The sequence below is a fragment of the Microbacterium sp. 2FI genome (assembly GCF_005502885.1).
GTDB lineage: Bacteria > Actinomycetota > Actinomycetes > Actinomycetales > Microbacteriaceae > Microbacterium.
Genome location: NZ_SCMR01000002.1, coordinates 238,736 through 262,242, shown reverse-complemented (window position 1 = coordinate 262,242; position 23,507 = coordinate 238,736). Strand labels below are relative to the sequence as shown.

Genomic DNA, 23,507 nt, shown 5'->3' with positions numbered 1-23,507 from the left:
CGACGAGAAGAGTTTAGGACGCTGAGCGCGCCGTGCCGTCGGCGAGGGCCCGTGCGGTCGCGGCGAGGCCGTCGAGGCCCCCGTCGCGGAGCGCCCGGACGAGTGCCGTGCCGACGATCGCACCGTCGGCGTATTCGAGCACGCTCGCGACCTGCGCGGCGTTCGAGATGCCGATGCCGACGCACGCGTGGGCCGCCCCGCGGTCGCGGAGGCGGGCCACGAGCGTGCGTGCCGCGGCATCCAATTCCGCTCGCTCGCCGGTGATGCCCATGGTCGAGACGGTGTAGACGAAGCCCGTCGAGTTCTCGACGATGAGGTCGAGACGCTCGTCGGTCGAGGTGGGAGCGGCGAGGAAGACGCGATCCAGGCCCGTTCGCTGGCTCGCGGCGATCCACTCGGATGCCGATTCGGGCGTGATGTCGGGCGTGATGAGGCCCGCTCCCCCGGCCGCGGCGAGGTCGTCGGCGTAGCGGTCGACGCCGTACTGGAGCACCGGGTTCCAGTAGGTCATCACGAGCACAGGGACGTCGACGCGGCGCGTGATCTCGCGCACCGCCGTGAAGGTGTCGCGCAAGCGGAAGCCGGCAGCGAGCGCCGTCTGCGTGGCCTCCTGGATGACCGTGCCGTCCATCACCGGGTCGGAGTACGGCGGGCCGAGCTCGAGCACGTCGGCGCCGCTCTCGGCGAGGGTGACCGCCGCGTCGATGCTCGTCTGCAGATCGGGGAATCCGAGCGGCAGGTAGCCGACGAATGCGCCGCGGCCTTCGGCGTGGGCGGCGTCGATCGCCGCGGCGACGCGCGAGGTCACTCGGCGGCTCCCTTGTCGTAGAGGTCGAAGTAGCGTGCCGCGGTGTCCATGTCCTTGTCGCCGCGGCCCGAGAGGCACACGGCCAGGATCGCGTCGGGTCCGAGTTCGCGCCCGAGCCGCAGTGCCCCTGCCAGCGCGTGCGCCGACTCGATCGCGGGGATGATGCCCTCGGTCTGCGACAGCAGACGCAGCGCCTGCATGGCCTCGTCGTCGGTCGCCGGGATGTACTCCGCACGGCCGATCGACGCCAGCCATGAGTGCTCGGGTCCGACGCCGGGGTAATCGAGGCCGGCCGAGATCGAGTGCGACTCGATGGTCTGGCCGTCCTCGTCCTGCAGCACGAAGGTCTTCGCGCCGTGGAGCACGCCTGGGCGGCCCCGCTCGATGGATGCCGCGTGCCGGTCGGTGTCGACGCCGTCACCGGCCGCCTCGACGCCGAAGAGCTTCACGCCCTCGTCGTCGAGGAACGCGTCGAACATGCCGATCGCGTTCGACCCGCCGCCGACGCACGCGATGACGGCGTCGGGGAGCCGGCCGGTCTCGTCCAGCAGCTGGGCGCGAGCTTCTTCGCTGATGACCTTCTGGAAGTCGCGCACCATCGCCGGGAACGGGTGGGGGCCGGCCGCGGTGCCGAAGATGTAGTTGGTGTTCTCGACGCTGGCGACCCAGTCGCGGTAGGCGTCGTTGATCGCGTCCTTGAGGGTGCGCGACCCGGTCTTCACCGGCACGACCTCGGCACCCAGCAGCCGCATGCGGGCGACGTTGAGCGCCTGGCGCTCGGTGTCGACCTCGCCCATGTAGATCGTGCACTCGAAGCCAAAGAGTGCCGCCGCCGTGGCGGTCGCCACACCGTGCTGGCCGGCGCCGGTCTCGGCGATCACGCGGGTCTTGCCCAGCCGCTGGGTCAGCAGGGCCTGGCCCAGCACGTTGTTGATCTTGTGCGAGCCGGTGTGGTTGAGGTCTTCGCGCTTGAGGAAGATCCGCGCGCCGCCGGCGTGCTCGGCGAAACGGGCCACCTCGGTGATGGCCGAGGGGCGGCCCGCATAGGTGTGCAGCAGCCGCACGAACTCGGCCTGGAATGCCGGGTCGGCCTTCGCGGCCTCGTATTCGGCGGTGAGCTCGTCGATCGCCGCGATGAGGGACTCGGGCATGAACCGCCCGCCGAACTCGCCGAAGAACGGGCCGTGTTCGTCGCGAAGACTCATTGCGACACCTTCCCCTCGATCGGCGTATCGCCGGCCGCCAGGAACGCCTGGAGGGTGGACACGGGGTCGTTCGTCACGAGAGCCTCTCCGACCAGCACGACGTCGGCGCCGGCGGCGCGATAGTGCGCGACGTCGGCGGGCTGCAGCACCGCCGACTCTGCGATCTTGATCGCATCTGCGGGAATGCGGTCGGCGAGCCGGCCGAACAGGTCGCGATCGAGCGCGAACGTCGAGAGGTCGCGCGCGTTCACGCCGATGAGCCGGGCGCCGATGTCGGCGGCGCGATCGACCTCGTCGGCGGAGTGGGTCTCGACGAGCGGAGTCATGCCGAGCGCCAGCGTGAAGGCGTGGAGCCGCTCGAGCACGTCCTGGTCGAGGGCCGCGACGATCAGCAGCACGAGGTCGGCGCCGGCTGCTCGGGCCTCGAGCACCTGGTACTCGTTGGCGATGAAGTCCTTGCGCAGCACCGGCAGGTCGATCGCCGAGTGGACCGCCTCGAGGTCGGCGAGGCTTCCCTTGAAGCGCCGTCCTTCGGTGAGGACCGAGATCGCCGAGGCGCCGCCCTCTTGATAGCGACGGGCCTGCAGGGCGGGGTCGGGGATCGCGGCGAGGTCGCCGCGCGAGGGGCTCGCGCGCTTCACCTCGGCGATGATCTTGACGCGATCGGCGGGAGCGAGGGCTGCGAGCGCGTCGCGGGCGGCAGGCTGCGCGAGAGCGGCGGCCTCGACGACCGCGAGGGGCCGCTCTGATGCGCGGGCCTCGGCATCCTCCACCGCGCCGGCCGTGAGGTCGGCGAGCACGTCAGTGCTCTTTCGCGGTGTACTTCGAACCGTTGACGCCGTAGCCGGCCTTGGCCATGCCCCAGCCCACGAGGAGCCCGACGACGAGGAGACCGGCAGATGCCCACACGAGCACGGGCAGGTCGAACCAGTAGAACACCGTGCCGAGGGTGACCGCGACGAGCATGATCACGACGGCCGTCCAGGCGGCGGGCGAGTGTCCGTGGCCGGGGTCGCCGATGGGGTTGCTCATGTTCTCCTCCTGATAGGCACGGGGGTGTGGTCAGTCTAGCGGGCGGGCGGTCGGATCCTCGCCACGCGAGAGGTCGTCCCACGAGTCGATCGCGCGGTCCTTCGCGGCGTCGTGCGGGCGGCCGCCTTCGGCGGCTCCGGCACCCGCTGCGCCGGCGTCGACGGTCGCCGTCGTGCGGTAGCGGCGGTCGCTCCCCCGCCACCGGCGAGCCGTGATGAGTGTGAGCACGCCGGCGGCGAACAGCACTCCCCACGCCACCAGTGTGATCGCCGGCCACGGGGTCGTCGTCACGCCCGCGACGAGCAGCGTCACGGCGGATTCGCCCGCGATGCCGGTGGACTCGGTGACGGCGGCGGCGTATGCGGAGGTCGGCGCTTCGATCACGACGGGCGCGGTCAGCCACGCCAGAATGCCGGCGATGAGCACGCTCAGGCCGCCGAAGACGTAGCGCAGAACACGGCCGACGATCGACAGCGCTCCACCGAGGGCGAGCACCGCGAGGCTGAGCGGTGCCAGGACGGCGACCGCGGATGCGCCGGGGACGGCGATCACGGTGGCGGCGCCGTCGGCGAGGATCACCGTGAGCCACGTCTGGGTCGACGAGATCACGCCGAGCGCGCCGGCGGCGAGGGTCGCAACGACGGCGATGAGGCGGGCACGACGCATCATGCGCTCTCCTCCGCGGATGCCGGGAGCTCGGGACCACGGGCCGGGTCGAGATCGTCGGCGTCGAAGCACGTGCGTGTGCCGGTGTGGCATGCGACGCCGACCTGATCGACCTCGACGAGGATCGCATCGCCGTCGCAGTCCAGACGTGCGCCGCGGACGAGCTGGATGTGACCGGAGGTGTCGCCCTTGCGCCAGTACTCCTGGCGCGACCGCGACCAGAAGGTGACGCGACCTTCGGTGAGCGTTCGGCGGAGGGCCTCGGCATCCATCCACCCGAGCATCAGCACCTCGCGCGTGTCCCACTGCTGCACGATCGCCGCGACGAGCCCGTCGGGGGTGAAGCTCACGCGCGCGATGCGCTCGTCGATCGTCTCGGTCACTTCGTCTCGCTCCGCTCGCTCAGTGCATCGCATGCCGCCACCTCTCGCACCGCGATGCCGTCCGCTCGCATCGCCGCCTTGACATCGCCCACGGTCAATTGGCCGGAGTGGAAGACGGATGCCGCCAGCACGGCGTTCGCGCCCGCCTCGATCGCGGGGCCGAAGTCGGCCGCCTTGCCGGCGCCGCCCGAGGCGATAACGGGCACGCTCGAGATCTCGCGCATGAGGTGGACGAGTTCGAGGTCGAAGCCGGCCTTCGTGCCGTCGGCGTCGATGGAGTTGACCAGCAGCTCGCCGGCGCCGCGCTCGATCGCCTCACGCGCCCATGCGAGGGCGTCGAGGGTCGTCTCGGTGCGCCCGCCGTGGGTCGTCACCACGAAACCCGACTCGGTGTTCGGGGAGCGCTTGACGTCGAGCGAGAGAACGAGCACCTGCGCGCCGAAGCGGTCGGCGATCTCGTCGATCAGCTCGGGCCGGGCGATCGCGGCGGAGTTGACGCCGATCTTGTCGGCGCCGACAGACAGCAGGCGCGCGACGTCGTCGGTGGTGCGGACTCCCCCGCCGACGGTGAGCGGGATGAAGACCTGCTCGGCGGTGCGACGGACGACGTCGTACGTGGTCGAGCGCTCGTCGACCGTCGCGGTGACGTCGAGGAACGTGATCTCGTCGGCGCCCTGCTCGTAGTACAGGCTCGCGAGCTCGACGGGGTCGCCCATATCGCGGAGGTTCTCGAAGTTCACGCCCTTGACGACCCGGCCCGCGGCGACGTCGAGGCACGGGATGACGCGGCAGACGAGGCTCATCAGAGCCTCGCGTTGTGAATCGCGGTGACCAGGATCGCCCGCGCGCCGATGGCGTAGAGCTCGTCCATCACCTTGTTGACCCCTGCGCGGGCGACCATGACGCGGACGGCCACCCACTCCGGGTCGCGCAGCGGCGAGATGGTCGGCGACTCGATGCCGCCCGCGATCTTCACGGCCTCGTCGACGAGGGCTGACGGAAGGTCGTAGTCGACCATCACATAGCGGCGGGCGACCATGACGCCGCGCAGGCGCCGCAGCAGCGTCTCGGTGCCGTCGGCATCGGTCGGACCGGCGATCAGCACAGCCTCGGACTCGAGCAGCGGCGGGCCGAACACGTCGAGGCCTGCCTGGCGGAGCGTGGTGCCGGTCTCGACGACGTCGGCCACCGCGTCGGCGACGCCGAGCCGCACGGCCGACTCGACCGCCCCGTCGAGCGGGACGAGGTCGACGGCCACGCCGTGGCTGTCGAGGAAGCCGTCGACGAGCCCCGGATACGACGTCGCGATGCGCACGCCCTCGAGGTCGGTGAGCTCGGTGAAGCGTCCCGGAGGAGCCGCGAAGCGGAACGTCGAGCGCCCGAACCCGAGCGCCTCGATCTCGCGCGCCCCCGGCATCCGGGCATCGCGCAGCAGGTCGCGACCGGTGATGCCGACGTCGAGCGCGCCCGAGCCGACGTAGGTCGCGATGTCCTTCGGGCGGAGGTAGAAGAACTCGACCTCGTTGTGGGTGTCGACGACGTGGAGGTCTTTCGGGTCGCGGCGGCCGGAGTACCCGGCCTCGCGGAGCATCTCGGAGGCGGTGTCGGCGAGCGAGCCCTTGTTCGGCACGGCGATGCGCAGCATGGTTCGGCTTTCTTCAGTCGCAGCGGGAGGAGGGGAACCGCTCAGAGATGTCGGTACACATCCTGGAGGGACAGCCCCTTCGCCAGCATCAGCACCTGCAAGTGGTACAGCAGCTGTGAGATCTCCTCGGCCGCGGCGTCGTTCGACTCGTATTCGGCCGCCATCCAGACCTCGGCGGCCTCTTCGACGATCTTCTTGCCGATGGCGTGGACGCCCGCATCGAGCTGTGCGACGGTTCCCGATCCCTCGGGGCGCTCGGCCGCTTTGGCGGCGAGCTCGGCGAACAGCGATTCGAACGTCTTCACCCAGCCAGGTTAGCGCCCTTCGACAGGGCGGATCCGCCGGTTCAGTGCGTGTGACGGTGCTGGTCGGCCGACGCGCGCAGGCCCGCGATCGCGGCATCGGGGTCGGCCGCGCCGAACACGGCGCTCCCCGCGACGAACGTATCGGCCCCCGCTTCAGCAGCCTGCGCGATCGTCGCTTCGCCGATCCCGCCGTCGACCTGCAGCCACACCGCCGACCCGCGGCGCCGCGCCTCATCGGCGAGGAGGGCGAGCTTGGGCATCGTCTCGGGCATGAACGACTGCCCGCCGAACCCCGGCTCGACGGTCATCACGAGGATCTGGTCGAACTCGTCGAGCACGTCGAACAGCGACTCCACCGGGGTCGCGGGCTTCACGGCGACTCCGGCACGCGCGCCGATCTCGCGCAGGCGCCGCGCGAGGGTCACCGGCTCGGCGGCGGCCTCGAGGTGGAACGTGACAGACGCCGCGCCCAGCTCAGCGTAGGCCGGGGCCCAGCGCTCGGGCTCGGTGATCATGAGGTGCACGTCGAGCGGGATCGGGCTCGTCGCCTGGATGCGCTCGACCATCTGCGGTCCGAACGTCAGATTCGGCACGAAATGGTTGTCCATCACGTCGACGTGCACGAAGTCGGCGGTCGCGATGCGCGCGAGGTCGCGCTGCATGTTCACGAAGTCGGCGGCGAGGATGCTGGGGTTGATGCGGGGGCCGCCCTCGCGGGCACCGTCGTCTTCGGGGGGCACTCGTCCATTATGGTCGAGCCGTGGATCCCATCACGGCGCTGTTCCAGGAAGTGCTCGACGACGTCCGACCCGACGACGCCGGAGCGACGGCGCAGTACATCCCCGAACTCGCCGCCGCCGACCCCGAACGGCTCGCTCTCGCAGCGGTCGGACCCTTCGGCCGCGTGCGCGCTGTGGGCGACGACAGCGCGGAGTTCACGATCCAGTCGATCTCGAAGCCTTTCGTGCTCGCCCTCGCCCTCCAGGAGCGCGGGCGCGACGAGGTGCTGGCGAAGGTCGGCGTCGAGCCGAGCGGCGAGCCGTTCAACGCGATCAGCCTCGAGGACATCACCGGGAGGCCCGTCAACCCGATGGTCAACGCGGGCGCGATCGCGACCACCGCCCTCGTGCGCGGCGACGACGTCGACGAGCGCACCGCGAGTGTCGTGGACCTGCTCTCGGCCTTCGCGGGACGGTCTCTGTGGGTCGACGAAGAGGTATACGCGTCGGAGTCGGCCACGGGCGACCGCAACCGCGCGCTCGGGCATCTGCTTCGTTCGCACGGCATCCTCGAAGGATCGGTCGAGATCGCGGTCGAGACGTACTTCCGGCAGTGCTCGCTGCTGGTGACCGTGCGCGATCTCGCCGTCATGGCATCGACGCTCGCGTTCGGCGGCATGAACCCGGTCACCCGCGAGCGCGTGGTCGACGAAGACGTCGCCCGCGACGTGCTCTCGATCATGGCGAGCTGCGGCATGTACGACTTCTCGGGTGAATGGATGCTGCGCGTGGGCCTTCCGGCCAAGAGCGGTGTCAGCGGCGGCGTGCTCGCCGTCGCGCCCTCGCAGTTCGGCATCGCGGCGTTCAGCCCGCGGCTCGATGAGCACGGCAACAGCGTTCGCGCCATCGCCGCCGTCGAGACGCTGTCGGAGCGCTTCGGCATGCACCTGCTCGAATCGCACGAGACCCTCGCGACGCCGGCGGTCACCGTCGACCGCGACGCCGAAGGCCGCGTCGTGCGCCTGGGCGGCGAGCTCGGGCTGGCGGGCGCGGAGCGCGTCGTCTCGGTGCTGCGCGGGCTCGCTACGGAGCTTCCCGTCGACGCCATCGTGACGCTCGATGCACGCGAGCTCGGCAGAGTGCATCCGGCTGCCCTCGCGGCGCTGCGCGGAGCGCTCGAGTCGATGCCCGGTGGGTTCCGCCTGCGCGAGTGATCTGGACGGGCGCGCGGGTCAGACCCGGCGGAGCAGCGTGATCGACATCGCGTCGGTGTTATGGCGGTGCGGCCAGAGCTGAGCACGTCCGGTGCCGTCGGTCTGCGCCGGGAGTGCGGGGTCGGACTCCGAGACTGAGGCGATCACGTCGCGCGCCGACAGCTCTTCGAGCGCGGCACCCCACTCGCGGCGCACATCGGCGACGACGCCCGCGGTCTCGCCGAGGTGCGGCGAGCACGTGACGTACGCCACGACCCCGCCCGGCTTCAGGGCTCCGACCGCGGCGTTGAGCAGCTCGCGCTGCAGCTGGGTGAGCTCGGGCACATCCGAAGGTGCCTTGCGCCAGCGCGCTTCGGGTCGCCGCCGGAGGGCGCCCAGACCGGTGCACGGCGCGTCGACGAGGATGCGGTCGTAGGTCTCGGGCGACTCCTCGGCACGGACGCGGCCGTCCTGCTCGCTGACGGGAACCTCGAGCGGCACGCCCTCGATCGCGCGCCGCACGAGACCCGCGCGTGCGGGCGAGATCTCGTTCGCCTCGAGCCGCGCGCCGTGCGCGAGGGCCTCGGCGGCGAGCACCGCGGTCTTGCCGCCCGGCCCGGCGCACAGATCGAGCCAGCGCTCGCCCGCCGTCACGGGCAGCGCGTGGGTGAGGGCGAGGGCGGCGAGCTGCGAACCCTCGTCCTGCACGCGGATGAGGCCACCGGACTCCCGGATGATCGACTCGGGGTCGCCGCCGGCGAGGCGGAACCCGTAGGGCGAGAACGGCGTGCGACGGGCGTCGGCCGGAACCTCCGCGAGCCCCGGGAGAGCAATCATCGTGACCCGCGGCGCGGCGTTGTCCGCGGTCAACAGCGCCTCGAGCTCGTCGGCTCGATGCTCGGCCGCCAGCGCTCGCCGCAGCGCCCGCACGACCCACACGGGATGCGAGAACAGGAGTCCGAGCTGCTCGTCGTCCGAGCGGGCGGTCTGCGCGATGCGCGTCATCCACTCCCCCGGCGTATCGCGCGAGACGCGCCGCAGCACCGCGTTCGCGAACCCGGCGGCACCGCGGCCGCCGGCCGCGCGAGCGAGTTCGACCGACTCATTCACCGCCGCGTGCGAGGCGACCCGCGTCGAGAGCAGCTGGTGCACGCCCAGGCGCAGCGCGTCGAGAACGGCGGGATCGATCTCGGAGATGCCCCGATCCGCCGCGATCGCGATGACGGCGTCGTAGGTGCCTTGCCGGCGGAGCGTTCCGTAGGTGAGCTCGGTCGCGAGAGCCGCATCGGGTGCCGCAAGCCCGGCGCGCTCGATCGACGTGGGCAGCAGCAGGTTGGCGTAGGCGTCCGACTCGTGGACGGCGCGGATGGTCTCGTACGCGACCGTGCGCGATGCGGCGGTGCGGCTCATGACCCGGCCACCGGGTCGGTCGAGCGGAGCCCACGCCACCAGTCGGCGGCGCGCATCGCGCCCTTGCCCGCGGGCTGGACGGTGTGAAGACGCACCGGAGCAGTGCCGGTTCCGACGATCACGTCGCGGTCGTGCAGCGCGATCGCGCCGGGTGCCAGCGCGGGCGCATCGGCGGGCGCGGCATCCACCGTGAGGACCTTAAGCCGTGTGCCGTCGACGGTCGTATGGGCTCCGGGTTCGGGGGTCACACCGCGGATGCGGCCGAGCACAGCTGCCGCGGGCGCATCCCACCGCACGAGGCCATCGGCGTCGCCGAGCTTGCTCGCGTAGGTCGGCTCGCCCTGCTGCGGACGCGCGACTGCGGTGCCCGCGGCGATCCCGTCGACGACGTCGGCGAGCAGAGTCGCCCCCTCGTCGGCGAGGATCGCGAGCAGGTCGCCTGCGGTCGCGTCGGTCGCGATCTCGTGCGTGCTCTCGGCGAAGACATCTCCGGCGTCGAGTGCGGCCACGAGCTGGAACACGCTCGCCCCGGTGTGCGTGTCTCCGGCCATGAGCGCGTGCTGAACGGGTGCCGCACCCCGCCACCGCGGCAGCAGCGAGAAGTGCAGGTTGATCCACCCGTAGCGGGGCGCCGACAGCAGCGGCTCGCGGACGAGGCCGCCGTAGGCGACGATCACGCCCAGGTCGGGTTCGAGGGCCGCGATCGACGCAGTGGCCTCGGCATCCAGACGATCGGTGCGGATGACCTCCAACCCCAGATCCTCGGCCGCAGTCGCGACCGGCGACGGCGTCAGCAGGCGCTTCCGGCCGAGCGGTGCATCGCGGCGCGTGACCACGGCGGCGATGTCGTGATCCGATGCCGCAAGGCGCCGCAGCGACGGCACCGCCGGCTCGGGTGTGCCGGCGAACACGAGGCGCATGTGGTTCCTCACAGGTCGAGATCGGGTACGTCGACCCGCACTCTGAGTGTAGGGCGGACGGTACCGGCTCGCCCCTTCGCGGGGCGCCGGGCCTTCACGGCGGCGCTCACGACCGACGCGCGGAGGCTGTCGGCCACCCGCATGCCGAGGGCGTAATCGAAGCGGACGAGGGCTCGCACCGAGTCGTCGTGCGCCACGGGACCCAGGATCGCGGTGGCGTCGAGCTCGGGCACGGCTGTGCCCAGCGCGCCGAGGGCCGCCTCGACCGCGGCGCGCGAGCCGTCGAGGGCGGCGACGCGCACCGTGGGGGGCATCCGCAGCGGCGCGCGATCGGCGAGCTCGCCTCGTGCGTATGCGGCCTGCGTCCAGGTCGCGAGCGCACGGGCGACGGGGCCGGCGACCCCGACGAGATGCACGGGGGCGCCCGGCGCCGCGAGCGCCGCGGCATTGGACCACCAGCGCAGGCACGATTCGCCGATGCGCAGATCGTCGGCCAGCAGCATCCGATCGCCGTCGAGAAGCAGCACCGCGCGATAGCCGCCCGCCGCGATCGGCTCGGCTCCGCGCGTGGCGATCACCAGCGCCGGGCGTGCGTCGACGTGCGAGACGGGGTGGTCGCCGTCGGCGACGATCACCCGCACGCCCGGAAACGCGCGGCCGAGTTCGTCGGCGGTGCGCTCGGTGCCCGACGAGGCCATGCGCACGCGGGTCGACGAGCATTCCGGGCACGCCCAGCCGAGCGCCGTGCGGCCGCACCACGAGCACGTCGGCGCAGCGCCCTGGCGTGCCGCGTGCAGGGGGCCGGCACAGTGCTTGCAGCGCGACGGATGCCGACACTGCGCGCACACGAGCACGGGGGCGTAGCCGGGCCGCGCGACCTGGACGAGGACGGGACCGTGGGCGAGCGCTTCGGCGGCCGCGGCGTAGGCCGCCGAGGGCACCCGCGCCCCGCGGGATTCGCCTTCGCGCGTAGCGCTGAGCACGACCCGAGGGCTGATCCGACGTGCCGCGGGGATGTCGGTCACCCACCCGACAGCGACGAGGCGCTCGACGTCCGTCGTGCGCGTGTGGCCGGCGAAGATGAGGGCTCCGCCGTCGAGCTCCTGACGCAGGAGCGCCGCGTCGCGCGCGTGGACGCCGGGGCTGAGCTGCTCGGCCAACAGCGGGTCGCCGTCATCCCACAGGGCCACGAGGCCCAGGTCGATCACCGGTGCGTAGACGGCCGAGCGGTTGCCGATCACGACGCAGGGGGCGTCGGCGAGGGTGCGGAGGAACGCCGCGTAGCGCGCCGGACCCGACTGCTTCGCGTCGTCGCGTACGAGCGCGCCGTCGGGCAGGCGGCCGTCGAGCGCAGCCTCGAGCTCGGCGCGGTCGCGATGGTCGGGGACGACGACGATGGCGCTCTTCCCCCGCGCGAGAGTGACGACGGCCGCCGCGGCCAGCAGCGCCGCCCACTCCCCCACATCGGCACCGCTCTCGAGTCGCAACGGGCGCGGCGGCGCGTCCACCGCGATGCGCAGGCCGTCTCGCAGAGCGTCACCGAGGCCGGGGAAGCCCGACAGCGCGTGCTCCGCCCACGCCTGCGCGGCCGGTTCGACGACCGGAGCGGTCGGCGGTTCGGCAGCAAGCCACGCCTTCTCGGCGCGCACCATGCGCTTCGGGATCGCCAGGCGCAGGATGTCGCTCGCCGACCCGGCTGCGCGATCCGCGGCGCGCCGCACGAGGGAGTACAGCCCCGGCGTGAGGACCGGAACCGGCGAGACCACCCCGTCGAGCTCGGACAGCGGTCGATCGGAGGCGTCGGGCTCGCCGACCTCGACGACGAAGCCGTCGACCATGCGGCCGGCCGAGCGCAGCGGCACCCGCACCCTCACGCCGGCAGCGACCTCGTCGGCGAGCGGTGCGGGCACCGCATAGTCGAACAGCCGGTCGAGCTGCGGCAGCGGCGAGTCGATCAGCACGCGGGCGACCCGCTGCGGCGCAGGCCGCGCCATGTCAGAGACCGGCGGCCACGCGCAGGTCGTCGACCCGGTCGGTGCGCTCCCACGTGAAGTCGGGCAGCTCGCGGCCGAAGTGGCCGTACGCCGCGGTCTGCGCGTAGATCGGCCGCAGCAGATCGAGCTGGTCGATGATGGCCTTCGGCCGCAGGTCGAAGACATCGAGGATCGCGCGGGTGATCGTCTCGTCGGAGACGTGCCCCGTGCCGAAGGACTCGACGTAGAGGCCGACGGGCTTCGCCTTGCCGATCGCGTAGGCGACCTGCACCTCGAGGCGGTCTGCGAGACCCGCGGCGACCGCGTTCTTGGCGACCCAGCGCATCGCGTACGCGGCCGAGCGGTCGACCTTCGACGGATCCTTGCCGCTGAACGCCCCGCCGCCGTGGCGAGACGCGCCGCCGTAGGTGTCGATGATGATCTTGCGGCCGGTGAGGCCGGCGTCGCCCTTGGGTCCGCCGATCACGAAGGGACCGGCCGGGTTGATGTAGTAGTTCACGTCACGCGCGTCGAGCCCGGTGGCCTCGAGCACGGGGTCGATGACCTCGGCGCGCACTGCGGCGCGCAGCGCCTTCTGCGAGATGTCGGGATTGTGCTGGGTCGACAGCACGATCGAGTCGACGGTGCGGGGCGTCTGGCCGTCGTAGCCGAGCGTGACCTGGGTCTTGCCGTCGGGACGCAGGAACGGCAGTTCGCCCGAGCGGCGAACCTCGGCGAGCCGCTCGGCCATGCGGTGCGCGGTCCACGCCGCCATCGGCATGAGCTGCGGGGTCTCTGTCGTCGCGTAGCCGAACATGATGCCCTGGTCGCCGGCGCCCTGCAGATCGTGCGGGTCTTCCGAGCCGTCTTCGCGGCGCTCGAAGGCCTTGTCGACACCGGCGGCGATGTCGGACGACTGCGCGCCGATCGAGACGCTCACGCCGCACGATCCGCCGTCGAAGCCGGTCTCGCTCGAGGTGTAGCCGATGCGGTTGACGACCGAGCGCACGATCGCGGGGATCTCGACGTAGGCAGAGGTCGACACCTCGCCGGCGACGTGCACGAGACCGGTCGTGACCAGCGTCTCGACGGCCACGCGACCGCGCGGATCCTCGGCGATGATCGCGTCGAGGATGGCGTCCGAGATCTGATCGCAGATCTTGTCGGGGTGCCCCTCGGTGACGGATTCGGACGTGAACAGACGCAGGTCGGTCATCGATGCTCCAGGTCGGAAGTGTGCGGGCACCAGTATGCCCCCGGTGGCGGACATCTCCGCAGCCGAGGGCATCACTGAGTAATGTCTACTCGACGTGGCGCAGACGCAGCTTGTCCTCGTGGATCTCGTGCATCGCGATCGTGAGCGGCTTGTCCTCGACGGTGGAGTCGACGAGCGGCCCGACGTTGTCGAAGAGGTTGCCTTCGTGGAGGTCCGAGTAGTAGTCGTTGATCTGGCGCGCGCGCTTGGACGCGAAGATCACGAGCTGGTACTTGGAGTCCACCTTCTCGAGAAGGCTGTCGATGGGGGGCTCGATGATGCCCTGGTTCGTTCCGGCCATGGGAATCCTCCTGGATCGGATGACGGTGGGAAGCGTGAGACGCCGCGGCCGAGCCGAGGCAATCCCCTCATTCTACGCGAGTCGGGGCCGGTCAGTGCGCAAGCCGGGCGACTTCGTCGGCGGCGCGGGCAACGTCGTCGTTGACGACGCGGAAATCGAACTCGGCCTGCGAGGCCAGTTCGGTCTTCGCAGTGCGCAGACGTCGCGCCCGTTCTTCGTCGCCTTCGGTGCCGCGGCCGACCAGGCGCTGGACCAGTTCGTCCCAGCTGGGCGGCAGCAGGAACACGAGCGTCGCCGAGGGCTCGGCCGCCCGGACCTGGCGCGCGCCCTGCAGGTCGATCTCGAGCAGCGCCGTACGGCCGTCCGCGAGGACGCGCTCGATCGGGCCGCGGGGCGTGCCGTAGCGATGCGCGTTGTGCACGGTGGCGTGTTCGAGCAGCTCACCCTCGGCGATGAGCCGGTCGAACTCCGCGTCGTCGACGAAGTAGTAGTGCTCGCCGTCGACTTCGCCGGGCCGCGGCGGACGCGTCGTCGCCGACACCGAGAGGTGGATCTCGGGGTGGTGCTCCTTGATGTGGGCGGCTACGGTCCCCTTGCCGACGGCGGTGGGCCCCGCCAAGACGACCAGGCGGCTGCGACCGCCGCGCGGCTGCGATTCGGGCCAGCGCATGTCGAGGTACGCGCGCAGGTCCACCCGCTGGCGCGCGCCCAGACCGCCGAGGCGCTTCACGGGCGAGATCGCGAGTTCGGAGAGGATGCTGTCGCGCTTGCCCTCGCCGATGGCGGGGATGCTGGTGAGGAACTCGGTGATCCGCATCGCGCCGGCGGGCGAGGCGGGGTCGGACAGCGCACGCCGCAGCAGCTCCTGCGGCGTGATGACCCGCATCGCGACGTCCTTCTTGAGGTTCGCGCGCTCGCGGCGCGCGGCGACGGCGCGCCGGGAAGCGGCGGCCCGGTCGACCTCGGGGGGCCTGCGGGGATCAGTCATGGGCGTGCTCCCGATACTGGGCGGCGTGCTCGGCGATGCGGCCGGCGAGGGCTGCGGGACCGGCGGAGAGGATGCTGCGGCTCTCGCTCGCGACGACGTTCGGCGAGAGCGGTCCGAAGAGCGCCGGCAGGTCCACCGGTCGAGCGCCCTGTGCCCCGAAGCCGGGGGCCAGCAGCGGTGCGCCGCGGAGGGCGTCGTCGGGGAGGCCGATGACGGTGCGGTCCACGGTCGCGCCGACCACGAGCCCGATCGGGCCGAGGCCGCCGTCGAAGGCCACCGAGCCGTTGATCCAGGCCACGTCGCGCGCGACGCGCTCGGCCACGGACTGGTCGTCGGTCGCGGCCACGTCGACTGTGCGCGCGCTCTGCACCGCGTACGCCTCGGGGTTGCTGGTGGCGGCGAGCACGAACGCGCCCTTGCCGTTTCTCACCGCGGTCGTGAGGGTCGCGCGCAGCGAGTCGGCGCCGAGGTAGGGGCTGAGCGTCAGCGCATCCGCCTCGAGCGGTGCGCCGGCGGTGAGCCACGCCGCCGCGTAGCCGTCCATCGTGGTGCCGATGTCTCCGCGCTTGGCGTCGGCGATGACGAGGAGGCCTGCGGCGCGGGCCGCGGCCATCACCTCTTCGAGCGCCGCGAAGCCTCGCGACCCGTACGCCTCGAAGAAGGCGACCTGGGGCTTGACGACGCCCACGCGTCCCGCCGCGGCGTCCACGACCCGCAGCCCGAACTCGCGGACACCGGCCGCATCGGCATCCAATCCCCACTCCGCGAGCAGGTGCACGTGCGGATCGATGCCGACGCACAGCGGCCCGTACGCGTCGAGCGCCGAGAGCAGGCGTTGGCCGAACCCGATCACCTGCCCACCGCCCGGTCTGCCGCGTACTCCTGCAGGCTCCGCACGCGGAAGCCTTCGCGGAGCACCGGCAAGGCACTCACCGCGGCACCCAGCACCGCCATCGTGGTGAACAGCGCCTTGTCGCCGGCGACCGCCGCCGCGCGGATCTCGTAGCCGTCGGCACGTGCGCTGCCACCCGAGGGCGTGTTCACGATGATGTCGATCTCGCCGGCGTTGATCAGGTCGACGATGTTCGTCTCGCCCGACTCCTGCGTCGCCGAGAACTTGTTGACGACGGTGACCTCGATGCCGTTGCGGGCGAGGATCTCGGCGGTGCCCTCGGTCGCGACGAGCGTGAAGCCGAGCTCCTGCAGGCGGTGGGCGGGCAGGATTACCGCGCGCTTGTCGCTGTCGGCGACCGAGATGAACACGGTCCCTTCGAGAGGCAGGCCGCCGTAGGCAGCCTCTTGCGACTTCGCGAACGCCGTCGGGAAGTCGCGGTCGATGCCCATGACCTCGCCGGTCGAGCGCATCTCGGGCCCGAGCACCGAGTCGACCGTCTGGCCGTCGGCGGTGCGGAAGCGCTTGAACGGCAGCACGGCCTCCTTGACGGCGACGGGGGCGTCCAGCGGCACGCGCGATCCGTCCTGCGCGGGCAGCATGCCCTCGGCCTTGAGCTCGGCGATGGTCGATCCCGCCATGATCCGGCTCGCCGCCTTCGCGAGCGGGATGCCGAGCGCCTTCGAGACGAAGGGCACGGTGCGGCTCGCGCGGGGGTTCGCCTCGATGACGTAGAGGACGCCCGCCGAGATCGCGAACTGCACGTTGAGGAGGCCCCGCACTCCAACGCCCTCGGCGATCGCCTGGGTCGCGATGCGCACGCGGTCGATCTCGGACCGCCCGAGCGAGACCGGCGGCAGCGTGCACGCCGAATCGCCCGAGTGGATGCCGGCCTCTTCGAGGTGCTCCATGACGCCGCCGATGTACAGCTCGTCGCCGTCGTAGAGCGCGTCGACGTCGATCTCGACGGCGTCATCGAGGAAGCGGTCGACCAGCAGCGGCTTGCCGGGCTCGACGATCACCTCGCCGGCCGTGCGGAGGAAGTAGTCGCGCAGTGCCGCGGTGTCGTAGACGATCTCCATGCCGCGGCCGCCGAGCACGAAGCTCGGTCGGACGAGGACCGGGTATCCGATGTCCTCGGCGATCGCGACGGCGCCCTCGACGTCGGTCGCGGTGCCGTGGCGCGGTGCGATCAGGCCCGCAGCATCCAGGATCTCGCTGAAGAGCTGCCGCTCCTCGGCGAGGTCGATCGCGGCGGGGCTCGTGCCGAGGATCGTGTAGCCGGCCTGCTCGATGCCCTTCGCGAGGCCCAGCGGCGTCTGGCCGCCGAGCTGGCAGATGACGCCCAGGATCTTGCCCGACTGGGCTTCGGCGTGAAGGACCTCGAGCACATCTTCGAGCGTGAGCGGCTCGAAGTACAGGCGGTCGCTGGTGTCGTAGTCGGTCGAGACGGTCTCGGGGTTGCAGTTGACCATGACGGTCTCGTAGCCGGCGTCCGACAGGGCGAACGAGGCGTGCACGCACGAGTAGTCGAACTCCACGCCCTGGCCGATGCGGTTGGGGCCTGACCCGATGATGACCACCTTGGTGCGGTCGGATGCCGTCACCTCGGTCTCGGCGTCGTAGCTCGAGTAGTGGTAAGGCGTGAGCGCCGGGAACTCCCCTGCGCACGTGTCGACCGTCTTGTAGACGGGGCGGAGCCCGAGACCATGACGGATGCCGCGCACCTCGGCCTCGGCGACGTCGCGCAGCTCCGCGATCTGGGCGTCGCTGAAGCCGTGCTCCTTCGCGACGCGGAGGGTGGCGGCATCCAGCTCACCGGCGCTCGCGACGAAGTCGGCGACCTCGTTGATGAGGACGATCTGGTCGAGGAACCACGGGTCGATCTTGGTCGCCTCGAACGCCTGCTCGAGCGTCGCGCCCTTGCGAAGCGCCTGCTGGAGCACCACGATGCGGCCGTCGGTGGGCTTCTTCGCGATCTCGAGCAGCTCGTCTGCGGTGCGGTCTTCGGGGCCCCAGTGGAAGCTCGAGCCGCGCTTCTCGAGCGAGCGGAGCGCCTTCTGGAGGGCCGTGGCGTAGTTGCGGCCGATCGCCATCGCCTCGCCGACCGACTTCATGGTCGTGGTGAGCGTGGTGTCGGCTGCGGGGAACTTCTCGAAGTTGAACCGCGGCACCTTCACCACGACGTAGTCGAGCGTCGGCTCGAAGCTCGCCGGGGTGACCTTGGTGATGTCGTTGGGGATCTCGTCGAGGCGGTAGCCGATCGCGAGCTTGGCGGCGATCTTCGCGATCGGGAAGCCGGTGGCCTTCGACGCCAGGGCCGACGAGCGCGAGACGCGCGGGTTCATCTCGATCACGATGATGCGGCCGTTGGCGGGATCCACGGCGAACTGGATGTTGCAGCCGCCGGTGTCGACGCCGACGGCGCGGATGATGTCGATGCCGATGTCGCGCAGCTTCTGGTACTCGCGGTCGGTGAGGGTGAGCGCCGGGGCGACCGTGATCGAGTCGCCGGTGTGTACCCCGACCGGGTCGACGTTCTCGATCGAGCAGACCACGACCGTGTTGTCGGCGGTGTCGCGCATGAGCTCGAGCTCGTACTCCTTCCACCCGAGGATCGACTCCTCGAGGAGCACCTCGGTCGTCGGCGAGTCGCGCAGGCCCGCGCCGGCGATGCGGCGGAGGTCGTTCTCGTCGTACGCGAAGCCCGAGCCGAGGCCGCCCATCGTGAACGAGGGACGGACTACAAGCGGGTAGCCGAGGTCGGCGGCCGCGGTGAGCACCTCGTCCATCGTGTGCGCGATGTGGCTGCGGGCTACGTCGGCGCCGGCATCCAGCACGAGCTGCTTGAAGATCTGGCGATCCTCGCCCTTGTTGATCGCCTCGAAGTTCGCGCCGATGAGCTCGACGTCGTACTTCTCGAGAATCCCGTGGTTGTGCAGGTCGATCGCGGCGTTGAGGGCGGTCTGACCGCCGAGGGTCGGCAGGATCGCGTCGGGCTTCTCCTTCGCGATGATCGTCTCGATCACCCGCCAGTTGATCGGCTCGATGTAGGTCGCGTCGGCGAAGTCGGGATCGGTCATGATCGTCGCCGGGTTGGAGTTCACGAGGATGACGCGCACGCCCTCTTCGCGGAGGACCCGGCAGGCCTGCGTGCCGGAGTAGTCGAACTCGCACGCCTGACCGATCACGATCGGGCCGGAGCCGATGACGAGGACGGAGTTGATGTCGTCGCGCTTAGGCATTCTTGTCCTTCTGGGTCGCGATGACCAGGTCGCGGAATCGGTCGAACAGGTAGTTCGCGTCGTGGGGTCCCGCGGCCGCTTCGGGGTGGTACTGCACCGAGAAGGCCGGGATGTCGAGGGCGCGCAGGCCCTCGACGACGTTGTCGTTGAGGCCGACGTGGCTGACCTCGACGCGTCCGTAGCCGTTCGGGCTGTCGAACGAGCCCTCGAGGGGCGCGTCCACCGCGAAGCCGTGATTGTGCGCGGTGATCTCGACGCGGCCGGTCACCTTGTCCATCACCGGCTGGTTGATGCCGCGGTGGCCGAACGGCAGCTTGTACGTGCCGAGCCCGAGAGCGCGGCCGAGCAGCTGGTTGCCGAAGCAGATGCCGAAGAAGGGCAGTCCCTCGTCGAGCACGCTGCGCAGCAGCGCGACGTGGTCACCGGATGCCGCCGGGTCGCCGGGTCCGTTGGAGTAGAAGACCGCGACCGGATCGATCGCGCGGATGCCCTCGATCGTGACGTCCTGCGGCAGCACGTGGACGTCGAACCCGCGGGCTGCGAGGTTGTCGATCGTCGCCTGCTTGACGCCGAGATCGAGCACCGCGAGGTTGCCGATGCGCTCGCCGGTCGCCGGCGTCACCTCGGCCGACGCGACCGACACGGCTGCCGACAGGTTCTGCCCGGCCATCTGCGGCGCTTCGCGCACGACCCGCAGCTGCTCCTCGGCATCCAGTCCCGCGGCCTCGCCCGAGAAGATCCCGCCGCGCATGCTGCCGGCCGAGCGGATGTGGCGCGTCACGGCACGTGTGTCGATGCCGCTGATGCCGACGACGCCGTCGCCGACAAGCGCGTCGTCGAGCGACTCGTCGGCGCGCCAGTTCGACACGACCCGCGAGGGGTCGCGGACGATGTAGCCCGACACCCAGATGCGGCGCGACTCGGGGTCTTCGTCGTTCATGCCGGTGTTGCCGATGTGCGGCGCCGTCTGGAGCACGATCTGGCCGGCGTACGAGGGGTCGGTCAGGGTCTCCTGATAGCCGGTCATGCCGGTGGCGAAGACGACCTCGCCGAGCGAGGTGCCCGTGGCGCCGTAGGCGCGGCCGATGTGGCGGGTGCCGTCCTCGAGGACGAGGACGGCCGGATCGGAGCGGAACAGGGAGGTCATGCGTCGGTTCCCGTCTGGGTGGAGAGGAGGATGCCGGCCACGGCGTCTGCGAGGGCGCGAGCCGAGGCATCCTGCGGGCGGAGATACGAGTCGACGACGGTGCCGTCGTCGAGGCGCCAGGAGAGGCGCGTGAGGCCGCCGGGCTCGACGACGCGGTCGATCGCGACGGTCGCCTGGGCGACGTCGATGATGCGCGCCGCGTCGAGGAAGATGCGCGGCTGCCCCGTGAGGTCCAGTGCCACGCCCCGATCGGTGACGGTGACGTCTGCGCGCGAGCGGAAGCCGAGGCCAGCGATTGCGAGGCGCTCGAGCGGCTCGTCGTGGCGGGTCGTCGCCACGTAGAGCGCGGCGAAGACGGCGCGGGTGATCGCGTCGGCGGGTGCTTCGCCGACCGGTGCTTTCATCGCGGCGTCGCGGCGGCTCCGCCGCCACCACGCCCACGAGATCAGGCCGAGTGCGATGACGGCGACGGCGACGACGACCAGCAGCGCGCCGGTGCGGGTCATGCGCGCACCCCCGGTGCGTCGAGCACAGCGCCGTCGACGACGGTGGCGGTGCCGTGGTGCAGGGTCCAGCGGACCTCGCCCGGCAGCTCGCGCCCGATGTACGGCGAGTTCGTGCTGCGGCCGCGCAGATCGCCCGCGGTGAACGGGCGGATCGGCTTCGCGTCGTAGAAGGTGAGGGATGCCGGGTGCCCGGACGTCAGCGGCGTGCCGTGCCCTGCGAGCCGACCGATGCGCGCGGGCTCGCGTGACATGACCCGTGCGACGTCGGCCCACGTGATGAGCCCGGTGTCGACCATCGCCTGCTGCACGACGCGCAGCGCGCTCTCCAGGCCCACCATGCCGTTGGCGGCGGCATGCCATTCGCACGCCTTCGCCTCCGTCGGGTGAGGTGCGTGGTCGGTCGCGACGATGTCGATCGTGCCGTCGGCCAGGCCCTCGCGGACCGCGAGCACGTCCTCCTCGCGTCGCAGCGGCGGGTTGACCTTGAAGCGCGCGTCGTAGTCGCGGACGAGTTCGTCGGTCAGCAGCAGGTGGTGGGGTGTCACCTCGGCGGTGACGTTCACCCCGCGGCGCTTGGCCCACCGGATGATCTCGACCGAGCCTGCGGTGGACAGATGGCAGACGTGCAGGCGCGAGCCGACGTGCTCGGCCAGGAGCACGTCGCGGGCGATGATCGACTCTTCTGCGACCGCGGGCCACCCGGCGAGGCCGAGTTCGGCCGACACCGCGCCCTCGTTCATCTGCGCGCCTTCGGTGAGGCGGGGGTCCTGGGCGTGCTGTGCGATGACGCCGTCGAACGCCTTCACGTACTCCAGCGCGCGGCGCATGATCAGCGGATCCCACACGCAGAAGCCGTCGTCGCTGAAGACGCGCACGCGGGCGCGGGAGTCGGCCATCGCACCGAGTTCGGCGAGCCGCTCGCCCTTCTGGCCGACGGTGACGGCGCCGATGGGCTGCACGGTGACGAAGCCGGCGGCCTCGCCGAGCGCGAGCTCCTGCTCGACGACGCCGGCGGTGTCGGCGACGGGCGAGGTGTTCGGCATGGCGAAGACGGCGGAGTACCCGCCGGCGGCTGCCGCCCGCGACCCCGTGAGGATCGTCTCGGACGCCTCGTACCCGGGCTCGCGGAGGTGGGTGTGGAGGTCGACGAGCCCCGGCAGCAGGATCAGCCCGTCGACGTCGACGACCGTCGCGCCGGCGCGGCTGAGGCGGCTGCCGACCTCGGCGATCCTGCCGTCCGCGACGATGACGTCTGCGGCGCCGGATCCTTCGATCCGCGCCCCGCGGAAGACGAAGGTCTCGGTTGTGGAATCCCCGCCGGTCATCGTGTTCCCTTCCCGGAGTCGGTCGTCGTCTCAGTGCTGTTCTCCGCGCCCGCCAAGAGCAGGTACAGCGCGGCCATGCGCACCGAGACGCCGTTGGCGACCTGCTCGAGCACGGTCGAGCGGGGCGAGTCCGCGGCCTCTGCGGAGATCTCGAGCCCCCGGTTCATCGGACCCGGGTGCATGACGATGCTATCGGCTCCGAGTGCCGCGAGACGCCCGGCGTCGAGGCCCCAGCGGCGGGAATACTCCCGTTCAGTGGGGAAATAGGCCGCGTTCATCCGCTCCAGCTGAATGCGCAGCATCATGAGCGCGTCCGGGCCTCCCGCGATCGCCTCGTCGAGGTCGTACGAGATGCGCACGGGCCACGACGACACGTCGTTGGGGACGAGGGTCGGCGGGGCGACGAGCGTCACCTCGGCGCCGAGGGTGTCGAGGAGCCACACGTTCGAGCGTGCGACGCGGGAGTGGAGGATATCGCCGACGATCGTGACCTTCACCCCGGCGAGGTCGCGGCCGCGGCTGTCTGCGCCGAACCGGCGCTTGCGGATCGTGAAGGCGTCGAGAAGGGCTTGGGTCGGGTGCTCGTGCGTGCCGTCTCCGGCGTTGACGACACCGGCCGAGATCCAGCCGCTCGTGGCGAGCGTGCGCGGCGCGCCGGAGGCGCCGTGGCGGATGACGACCGCGTCGGCTCCCATGGCCTGCAGCGTCTGGGCGGTGTCCTGAAGCGACTCGCCTTTCGAGACGCTCGAGCCCTTCGCGGAGAAGTTGATGACGTCGGCCGACAGGCGCTTCGCCGCGGCCTCGAACGAGATACGTGTGCGGGTCGAGTCCTCGAAGAAGAGGTTGACCACGGTCTTGCCCCGGAGCGTCGGAAGCTTCTTCACCTCACGCTGCTGGGTATCGGCCATGTCTTCGGCGACGTCGAGGATGCGGAGGGCGTCCTCGCGTGAGAGGGATCGGGTATCGAGAAGGTGCCTCATGATCCGATCGTCACCTCGTCGTCGCCGTCGATCTCGCGAAGCCTCACGTTGACACGTTCGTCGCGCGCGCTCGGCAGGTTCTTCCCGACGAAGTCGGGGCGAATGGGGAGTTCGCGGTGTCCGCGATCGACGAGGGTCGCCAGGCGAACGGCGGCGGGGCGTCCGATGTCCTGAAGCGCATCGAGGGCGGCGCGGATGCTGCGACCCGAGAACAGCACGTCGTCGACGAGCACGACGACCTTGCCGTCGATCCCGCCGGCGGGGATCGCGGTCGGACTCGGCGCGCGCGTCGGATTGCGGTGGAGATCGTCGCGGTACATGGTCACATCGAGCGCTCCGACGGCCACCGGAGATCCGCCGAAGTCGGCGATCAGCGCGGCGATGCGATGCGCCAGGGTGACGCCGCGAGTGGGGATTCCGAGGAGGACCAGATTCTCGGGGCCCTTGTTCGACTCGAGGATCTCATGTGAGATCCGAGTCAGTGCCCGGACGATGTCGGCCTCGTGCAGCACAGTGCGTGCGCTCATCCACCGCTCCCTTCTCCGCCTCACAGGACGGTGTTAAAGGTTGCTTGCTTTCGACCCAGTGTAGGACAGCGAAGAGGCCGAC

24 protein-coding genes are annotated in these 23,507 nt (G+C 71.1%); 1 reads left to right on the top strand and 23 read right to left on the bottom strand.

Annotated elements, in window-relative coordinates; genetic code table 11:
• Positions 1-13: 13 nt before the first annotated feature.
• The 10 genes from trpA to rpe are packed head-to-tail and all read right to left on the bottom strand — an operon-like array spanning position 14 to position 6,784.
• Positions 14-808: a tryptophan synthase subunit alpha gene (trpA, locus tag FFS15_RS03575; RefSeq protein ID WP_137843622.1), complete on the bottom strand. Its 795-nt coding sequence runs from the start codon at positions 806-808 to the stop codon at positions 14-16.
• Positions 805-2,013, bottom strand: a complete 1,209-nt coding sequence (gene trpB / locus FFS15_RS03570) for a tryptophan synthase subunit beta (protein WP_137843621.1) — start codon at positions 2,011-2,013, stop codon at positions 805-807. The genes trpA and trpB overlap by 4 nt, the downstream gene beginning before the upstream one ends.
• Complete coding sequence (trpC, locus tag FFS15_RS03565) at positions 2,010-2,813, bottom strand: indole-3-glycerol phosphate synthase TrpC (protein ID WP_137843620.1); 804 nt, start codon at positions 2,811-2,813, stop codon at positions 2,010-2,012. Before trpC ends, trpB begins: the two co-directional genes overlap by 4 nt.
• 1 nt (position 2,814) lies before the next feature.
• On the bottom strand, positions 2,815-3,045 hold the full coding sequence (locus tag FFS15_RS03560; RefSeq protein ID WP_137843619.1) for a DUF6704 family protein: 231 nt from the start codon (positions 3,043-3,045) through the stop codon (positions 2,815-2,817).
• 30 nt (positions 3,046-3,075) lie between these two features.
• Positions 3,076-3,714 carry a Trp biosynthesis-associated membrane protein gene (locus FFS15_RS03555; protein ID WP_137843618.1) on the bottom strand — a complete coding sequence of 213 codons (639 nt, stop codon included), beginning with the start codon at positions 3,712-3,714 and terminating at the stop codon, positions 3,076-3,078.
• Positions 3,711-4,094, bottom strand: a complete 384-nt coding sequence (gene hisI / locus FFS15_RS03550) for a phosphoribosyl-AMP cyclohydrolase (protein WP_249353678.1) — start codon at positions 4,092-4,094, stop codon at positions 3,711-3,713. Before hisI ends, FFS15_RS03555 begins: the two co-directional genes overlap by 4 nt.
• The gene (gene hisF / locus FFS15_RS03545) at positions 4,091-4,897 is read right to left on the bottom strand and encodes an imidazole glycerol phosphate synthase subunit HisF (RefSeq protein WP_137843616.1); all 807 of its coding nucleotides are present in this window, start codon (positions 4,895-4,897) and stop codon (positions 4,091-4,093) included. Before hisF ends, hisI begins: the two co-directional genes overlap by 4 nt.
• Positions 4,897-5,739 carry an ATP phosphoribosyltransferase gene (hisG, locus tag FFS15_RS03540; RefSeq protein ID WP_137843615.1) on the bottom strand — a complete coding sequence of 281 codons (843 nt, stop codon included), beginning with the start codon at positions 5,737-5,739 and terminating at the stop codon, positions 4,897-4,899. Before hisG ends, hisF begins: the two co-directional genes overlap by 1 nt.
• 41 nt (positions 5,740-5,780) lie before the next feature.
• The gene (locus FFS15_RS03535; RefSeq protein ID WP_137843614.1) at positions 5,781-6,044 is read right to left on the bottom strand and encodes a phosphoribosyl-ATP diphosphatase; all 264 of its coding nucleotides are present in this window, start codon (positions 6,042-6,044) and stop codon (positions 5,781-5,783) included.
• 41 nt (positions 6,045-6,085) lie between these two features.
• Positions 6,086-6,784 (bottom strand): ribulose-phosphate 3-epimerase, encoded by a 699-nt coding sequence (gene rpe, locus FFS15_RS03530; protein WP_283205745.1) that lies wholly within the window; start codon positions 6,782-6,784, stop codon positions 6,086-6,088.
• 20 nt (positions 6,785-6,804) lie between these two features.
• Here rpe and glsA point away from each other — a divergent pair, with 20 nt between their 5' ends.
• Positions 6,805-7,977, top strand: a complete 1,173-nt coding sequence (glsA, locus tag FFS15_RS03525; RefSeq protein WP_137843613.1) for a glutaminase A — start codon at positions 6,805-6,807, stop codon at positions 7,975-7,977.
• Between the two features lie 18 nt (positions 7,978-7,995).
• On the opposite strand, the gene FFS15_RS03520 is transcribed toward glsA, so the two are convergent.
• The 13 genes from FFS15_RS03520 to pyrR form a co-directional block, all read right to left on the bottom strand.
• Positions 7,996-9,366: a transcription antitermination factor NusB gene (locus FFS15_RS03520; RefSeq protein WP_137843612.1), complete on the bottom strand. Its 1,371-nt coding sequence runs from the start codon at positions 9,364-9,366 to the stop codon at positions 7,996-7,998.
• Complete coding sequence (fmt, locus tag FFS15_RS03515) at positions 9,363-10,286, bottom strand: methionyl-tRNA formyltransferase (RefSeq protein WP_137843611.1); 924 nt, start codon at positions 10,284-10,286, stop codon at positions 9,363-9,365. The genes FFS15_RS03520 and fmt overlap by 4 nt, the downstream gene beginning before the upstream one ends.
• 8 nt (positions 10,287-10,294) lie before the next feature.
• Positions 10,295-12,280: a primosomal protein N' gene (locus FFS15_RS03510; protein WP_137843610.1), complete on the bottom strand. Its 1,986-nt coding sequence runs from the start codon at positions 12,278-12,280 to the stop codon at positions 10,295-10,297.
• A gap of 1 nt (position 12,281) precedes the next feature.
• Entirely contained in the window at positions 12,282-13,475 is a 1,194-nt protein-coding gene (gene metK / locus FFS15_RS03505) for a methionine adenosyltransferase (RefSeq protein ID WP_137843609.1), read from the bottom strand.
• An 85-nt stretch (positions 13,476-13,560) separates the two neighbouring features.
• A complete protein-coding gene (gene rpoZ, locus FFS15_RS03500) occupies positions 13,561-13,815 on the bottom strand; it encodes a DNA-directed RNA polymerase subunit omega (protein WP_137843608.1) in 255 nt (84 codons plus the stop codon).
• Between the two features lie 91 nt (positions 13,816-13,906).
• Positions 13,907-14,803, bottom strand: coding sequence for a guanylate kinase (gene gmk / locus FFS15_RS03495; protein WP_137843607.1), 897 nt, complete (start codon positions 14,801-14,803; stop codon positions 13,907-13,909).
• The gene (gene pyrF, locus FFS15_RS03490; protein WP_137843606.1) at positions 14,796-15,656 is read right to left on the bottom strand and encodes an orotidine-5'-phosphate decarboxylase; all 861 of its coding nucleotides are present in this window, start codon (positions 15,654-15,656) and stop codon (positions 14,796-14,798) included. Before pyrF ends, gmk begins: the two co-directional genes overlap by 8 nt.
• On the bottom strand, positions 15,653-18,940 hold the full coding sequence (carB, locus tag FFS15_RS03485) for a carbamoyl-phosphate synthase large subunit (RefSeq protein ID WP_137843605.1): 3,288 nt from the start codon (positions 18,938-18,940) through the stop codon (positions 15,653-15,655). Before carB ends, pyrF begins: the two co-directional genes overlap by 4 nt.
• Positions 18,933-20,087: a glutamine-hydrolyzing carbamoyl-phosphate synthase small subunit gene (gene carA, locus FFS15_RS03480; protein WP_137843604.1), complete on the bottom strand. Its 1,155-nt coding sequence runs from the start codon at positions 20,085-20,087 to the stop codon at positions 18,933-18,935. The genes carB and carA overlap by 8 nt, the downstream gene beginning before the upstream one ends.
• Positions 20,084-20,593 carry a hypothetical protein gene (locus FFS15_RS03475; protein ID WP_137843603.1) on the bottom strand — a complete coding sequence of 170 codons (510 nt, stop codon included), beginning with the start codon at positions 20,591-20,593 and terminating at the stop codon, positions 20,084-20,086. The genes carA and FFS15_RS03475 overlap by 4 nt, the downstream gene beginning before the upstream one ends.
• Complete coding sequence (locus tag FFS15_RS03470; protein WP_137843602.1) at positions 20,590-21,918, bottom strand: dihydroorotase; 1,329 nt, start codon at positions 21,916-21,918, stop codon at positions 20,590-20,592. Before FFS15_RS03470 ends, FFS15_RS03475 begins: the two co-directional genes overlap by 4 nt.
• Positions 21,915-22,898, bottom strand: coding sequence for an aspartate carbamoyltransferase catalytic subunit (locus FFS15_RS03465; RefSeq protein ID WP_137843601.1), 984 nt, complete (start codon positions 22,896-22,898; stop codon positions 21,915-21,917). The genes FFS15_RS03470 and FFS15_RS03465 overlap by 4 nt, the downstream gene beginning before the upstream one ends.
• Entirely contained in the window at positions 22,895-23,425 is a 531-nt protein-coding gene (gene pyrR / locus FFS15_RS03460) for a bifunctional pyr operon transcriptional regulator/uracil phosphoribosyltransferase PyrR (protein WP_137843600.1), read from the bottom strand. Before pyrR ends, FFS15_RS03465 begins: the two co-directional genes overlap by 4 nt.
• Positions 23,426-23,507: the final 82 nt, after the last annotated feature.

Excerpts from the sequence above, each read along its gene's own strand:
- pyrR (WP_137843600.1), bottom strand. The coding sequence starts at position 23,425 with ATGAGCGCACGCACTGTGCTGCACGAGGCCGACATCGTCCGGGCACTG.
- FFS15_RS03475 (WP_137843603.1), bottom strand. The coding sequence starts at position 20,593 with ATGACCCGCACCGGCGCGCTGCTGGTCGTCGTCGCCGTCGCCGTCATC.
- FFS15_RS03465 (WP_137843601.1), bottom strand. The coding sequence starts at position 22,898 with ATGAGGCACCTTCTCGATACCCGATCCCTCTCACGCGAGGACGCCCTC.
- metK (WP_137843609.1), bottom strand. The coding sequence starts at position 13,475 with ATGACCGACCTGCGTCTGTTCACGTCCGAATCCGTCACCGAGGGGCAC.
- FFS15_RS03470 (WP_137843602.1), bottom strand. The coding sequence starts at position 21,918 with ATGACCGGCGGGGATTCCACAACCGAGACCTTCGTCTTCCGCGGGGCG.
- carA (WP_137843604.1), bottom strand. The coding sequence starts at position 20,087 with ATGACCTCCCTGTTCCGCTCCGATCCGGCCGTCCTCGTCCTCGAGGAC.
- carB (WP_137843605.1), bottom strand. The coding sequence starts at position 18,940 with ATGCCTAAGCGCGACGACATCAACTCCGTCCTCGTCATCGGCTCCGGC.
- hisG (WP_137843615.1), bottom strand. The coding sequence starts at position 5,739 with ATGCTGCGCATCGCCGTGCCGAACAAGGGCTCGCTCGCCGACACCGCC.
- fmt (WP_137843611.1), bottom strand. The coding sequence starts at position 10,286 with ATGCGCCTCGTGTTCGCCGGCACACCCGAGCCGGCGGTGCCGTCGCTG.
- FFS15_RS03520 (WP_137843612.1), bottom strand. The coding sequence starts at position 9,366 with ATGAGCCGCACCGCCGCATCGCGCACGGTCGCGTACGAGACCATCCGC.
- FFS15_RS03560 (WP_137843619.1), bottom strand. The coding sequence starts at position 3,045 with ATGAGCAACCCCATCGGCGACCCCGGCCACGGACACTCGCCCGCCGCC.
- gmk (WP_137843607.1), bottom strand. The coding sequence starts at position 14,803 with ATGACTGATCCCCGCAGGCCCCCCGAGGTCGACCGGGCCGCCGCTTCC.
- trpB (WP_137843621.1), bottom strand. The coding sequence starts at position 2,013 with ATGAGTCTTCGCGACGAACACGGCCCGTTCTTCGGCGAGTTCGGCGGG.
- rpoZ (WP_137843608.1), bottom strand. The coding sequence starts at position 13,815 with ATGGCCGGAACGAACCAGGGCATCATCGAGCCCCCCATCGACAGCCTT.
- FFS15_RS03510 (WP_137843610.1), bottom strand. The coding sequence starts at position 12,280 with ATGGCGCGGCCTGCGCCGCAGCGGGTCGCCCGCGTGCTGATCGACTCG.
- hisF (WP_137843616.1), bottom strand. The coding sequence starts at position 4,897 with ATGAGCCTCGTCTGCCGCGTCATCCCGTGCCTCGACGTCGCCGCGGGC.
- FFS15_RS03555 (WP_137843618.1), bottom strand. The coding sequence starts at position 3,714 with ATGATGCGTCGTGCCCGCCTCATCGCCGTCGTTGCGACCCTCGCCGCC.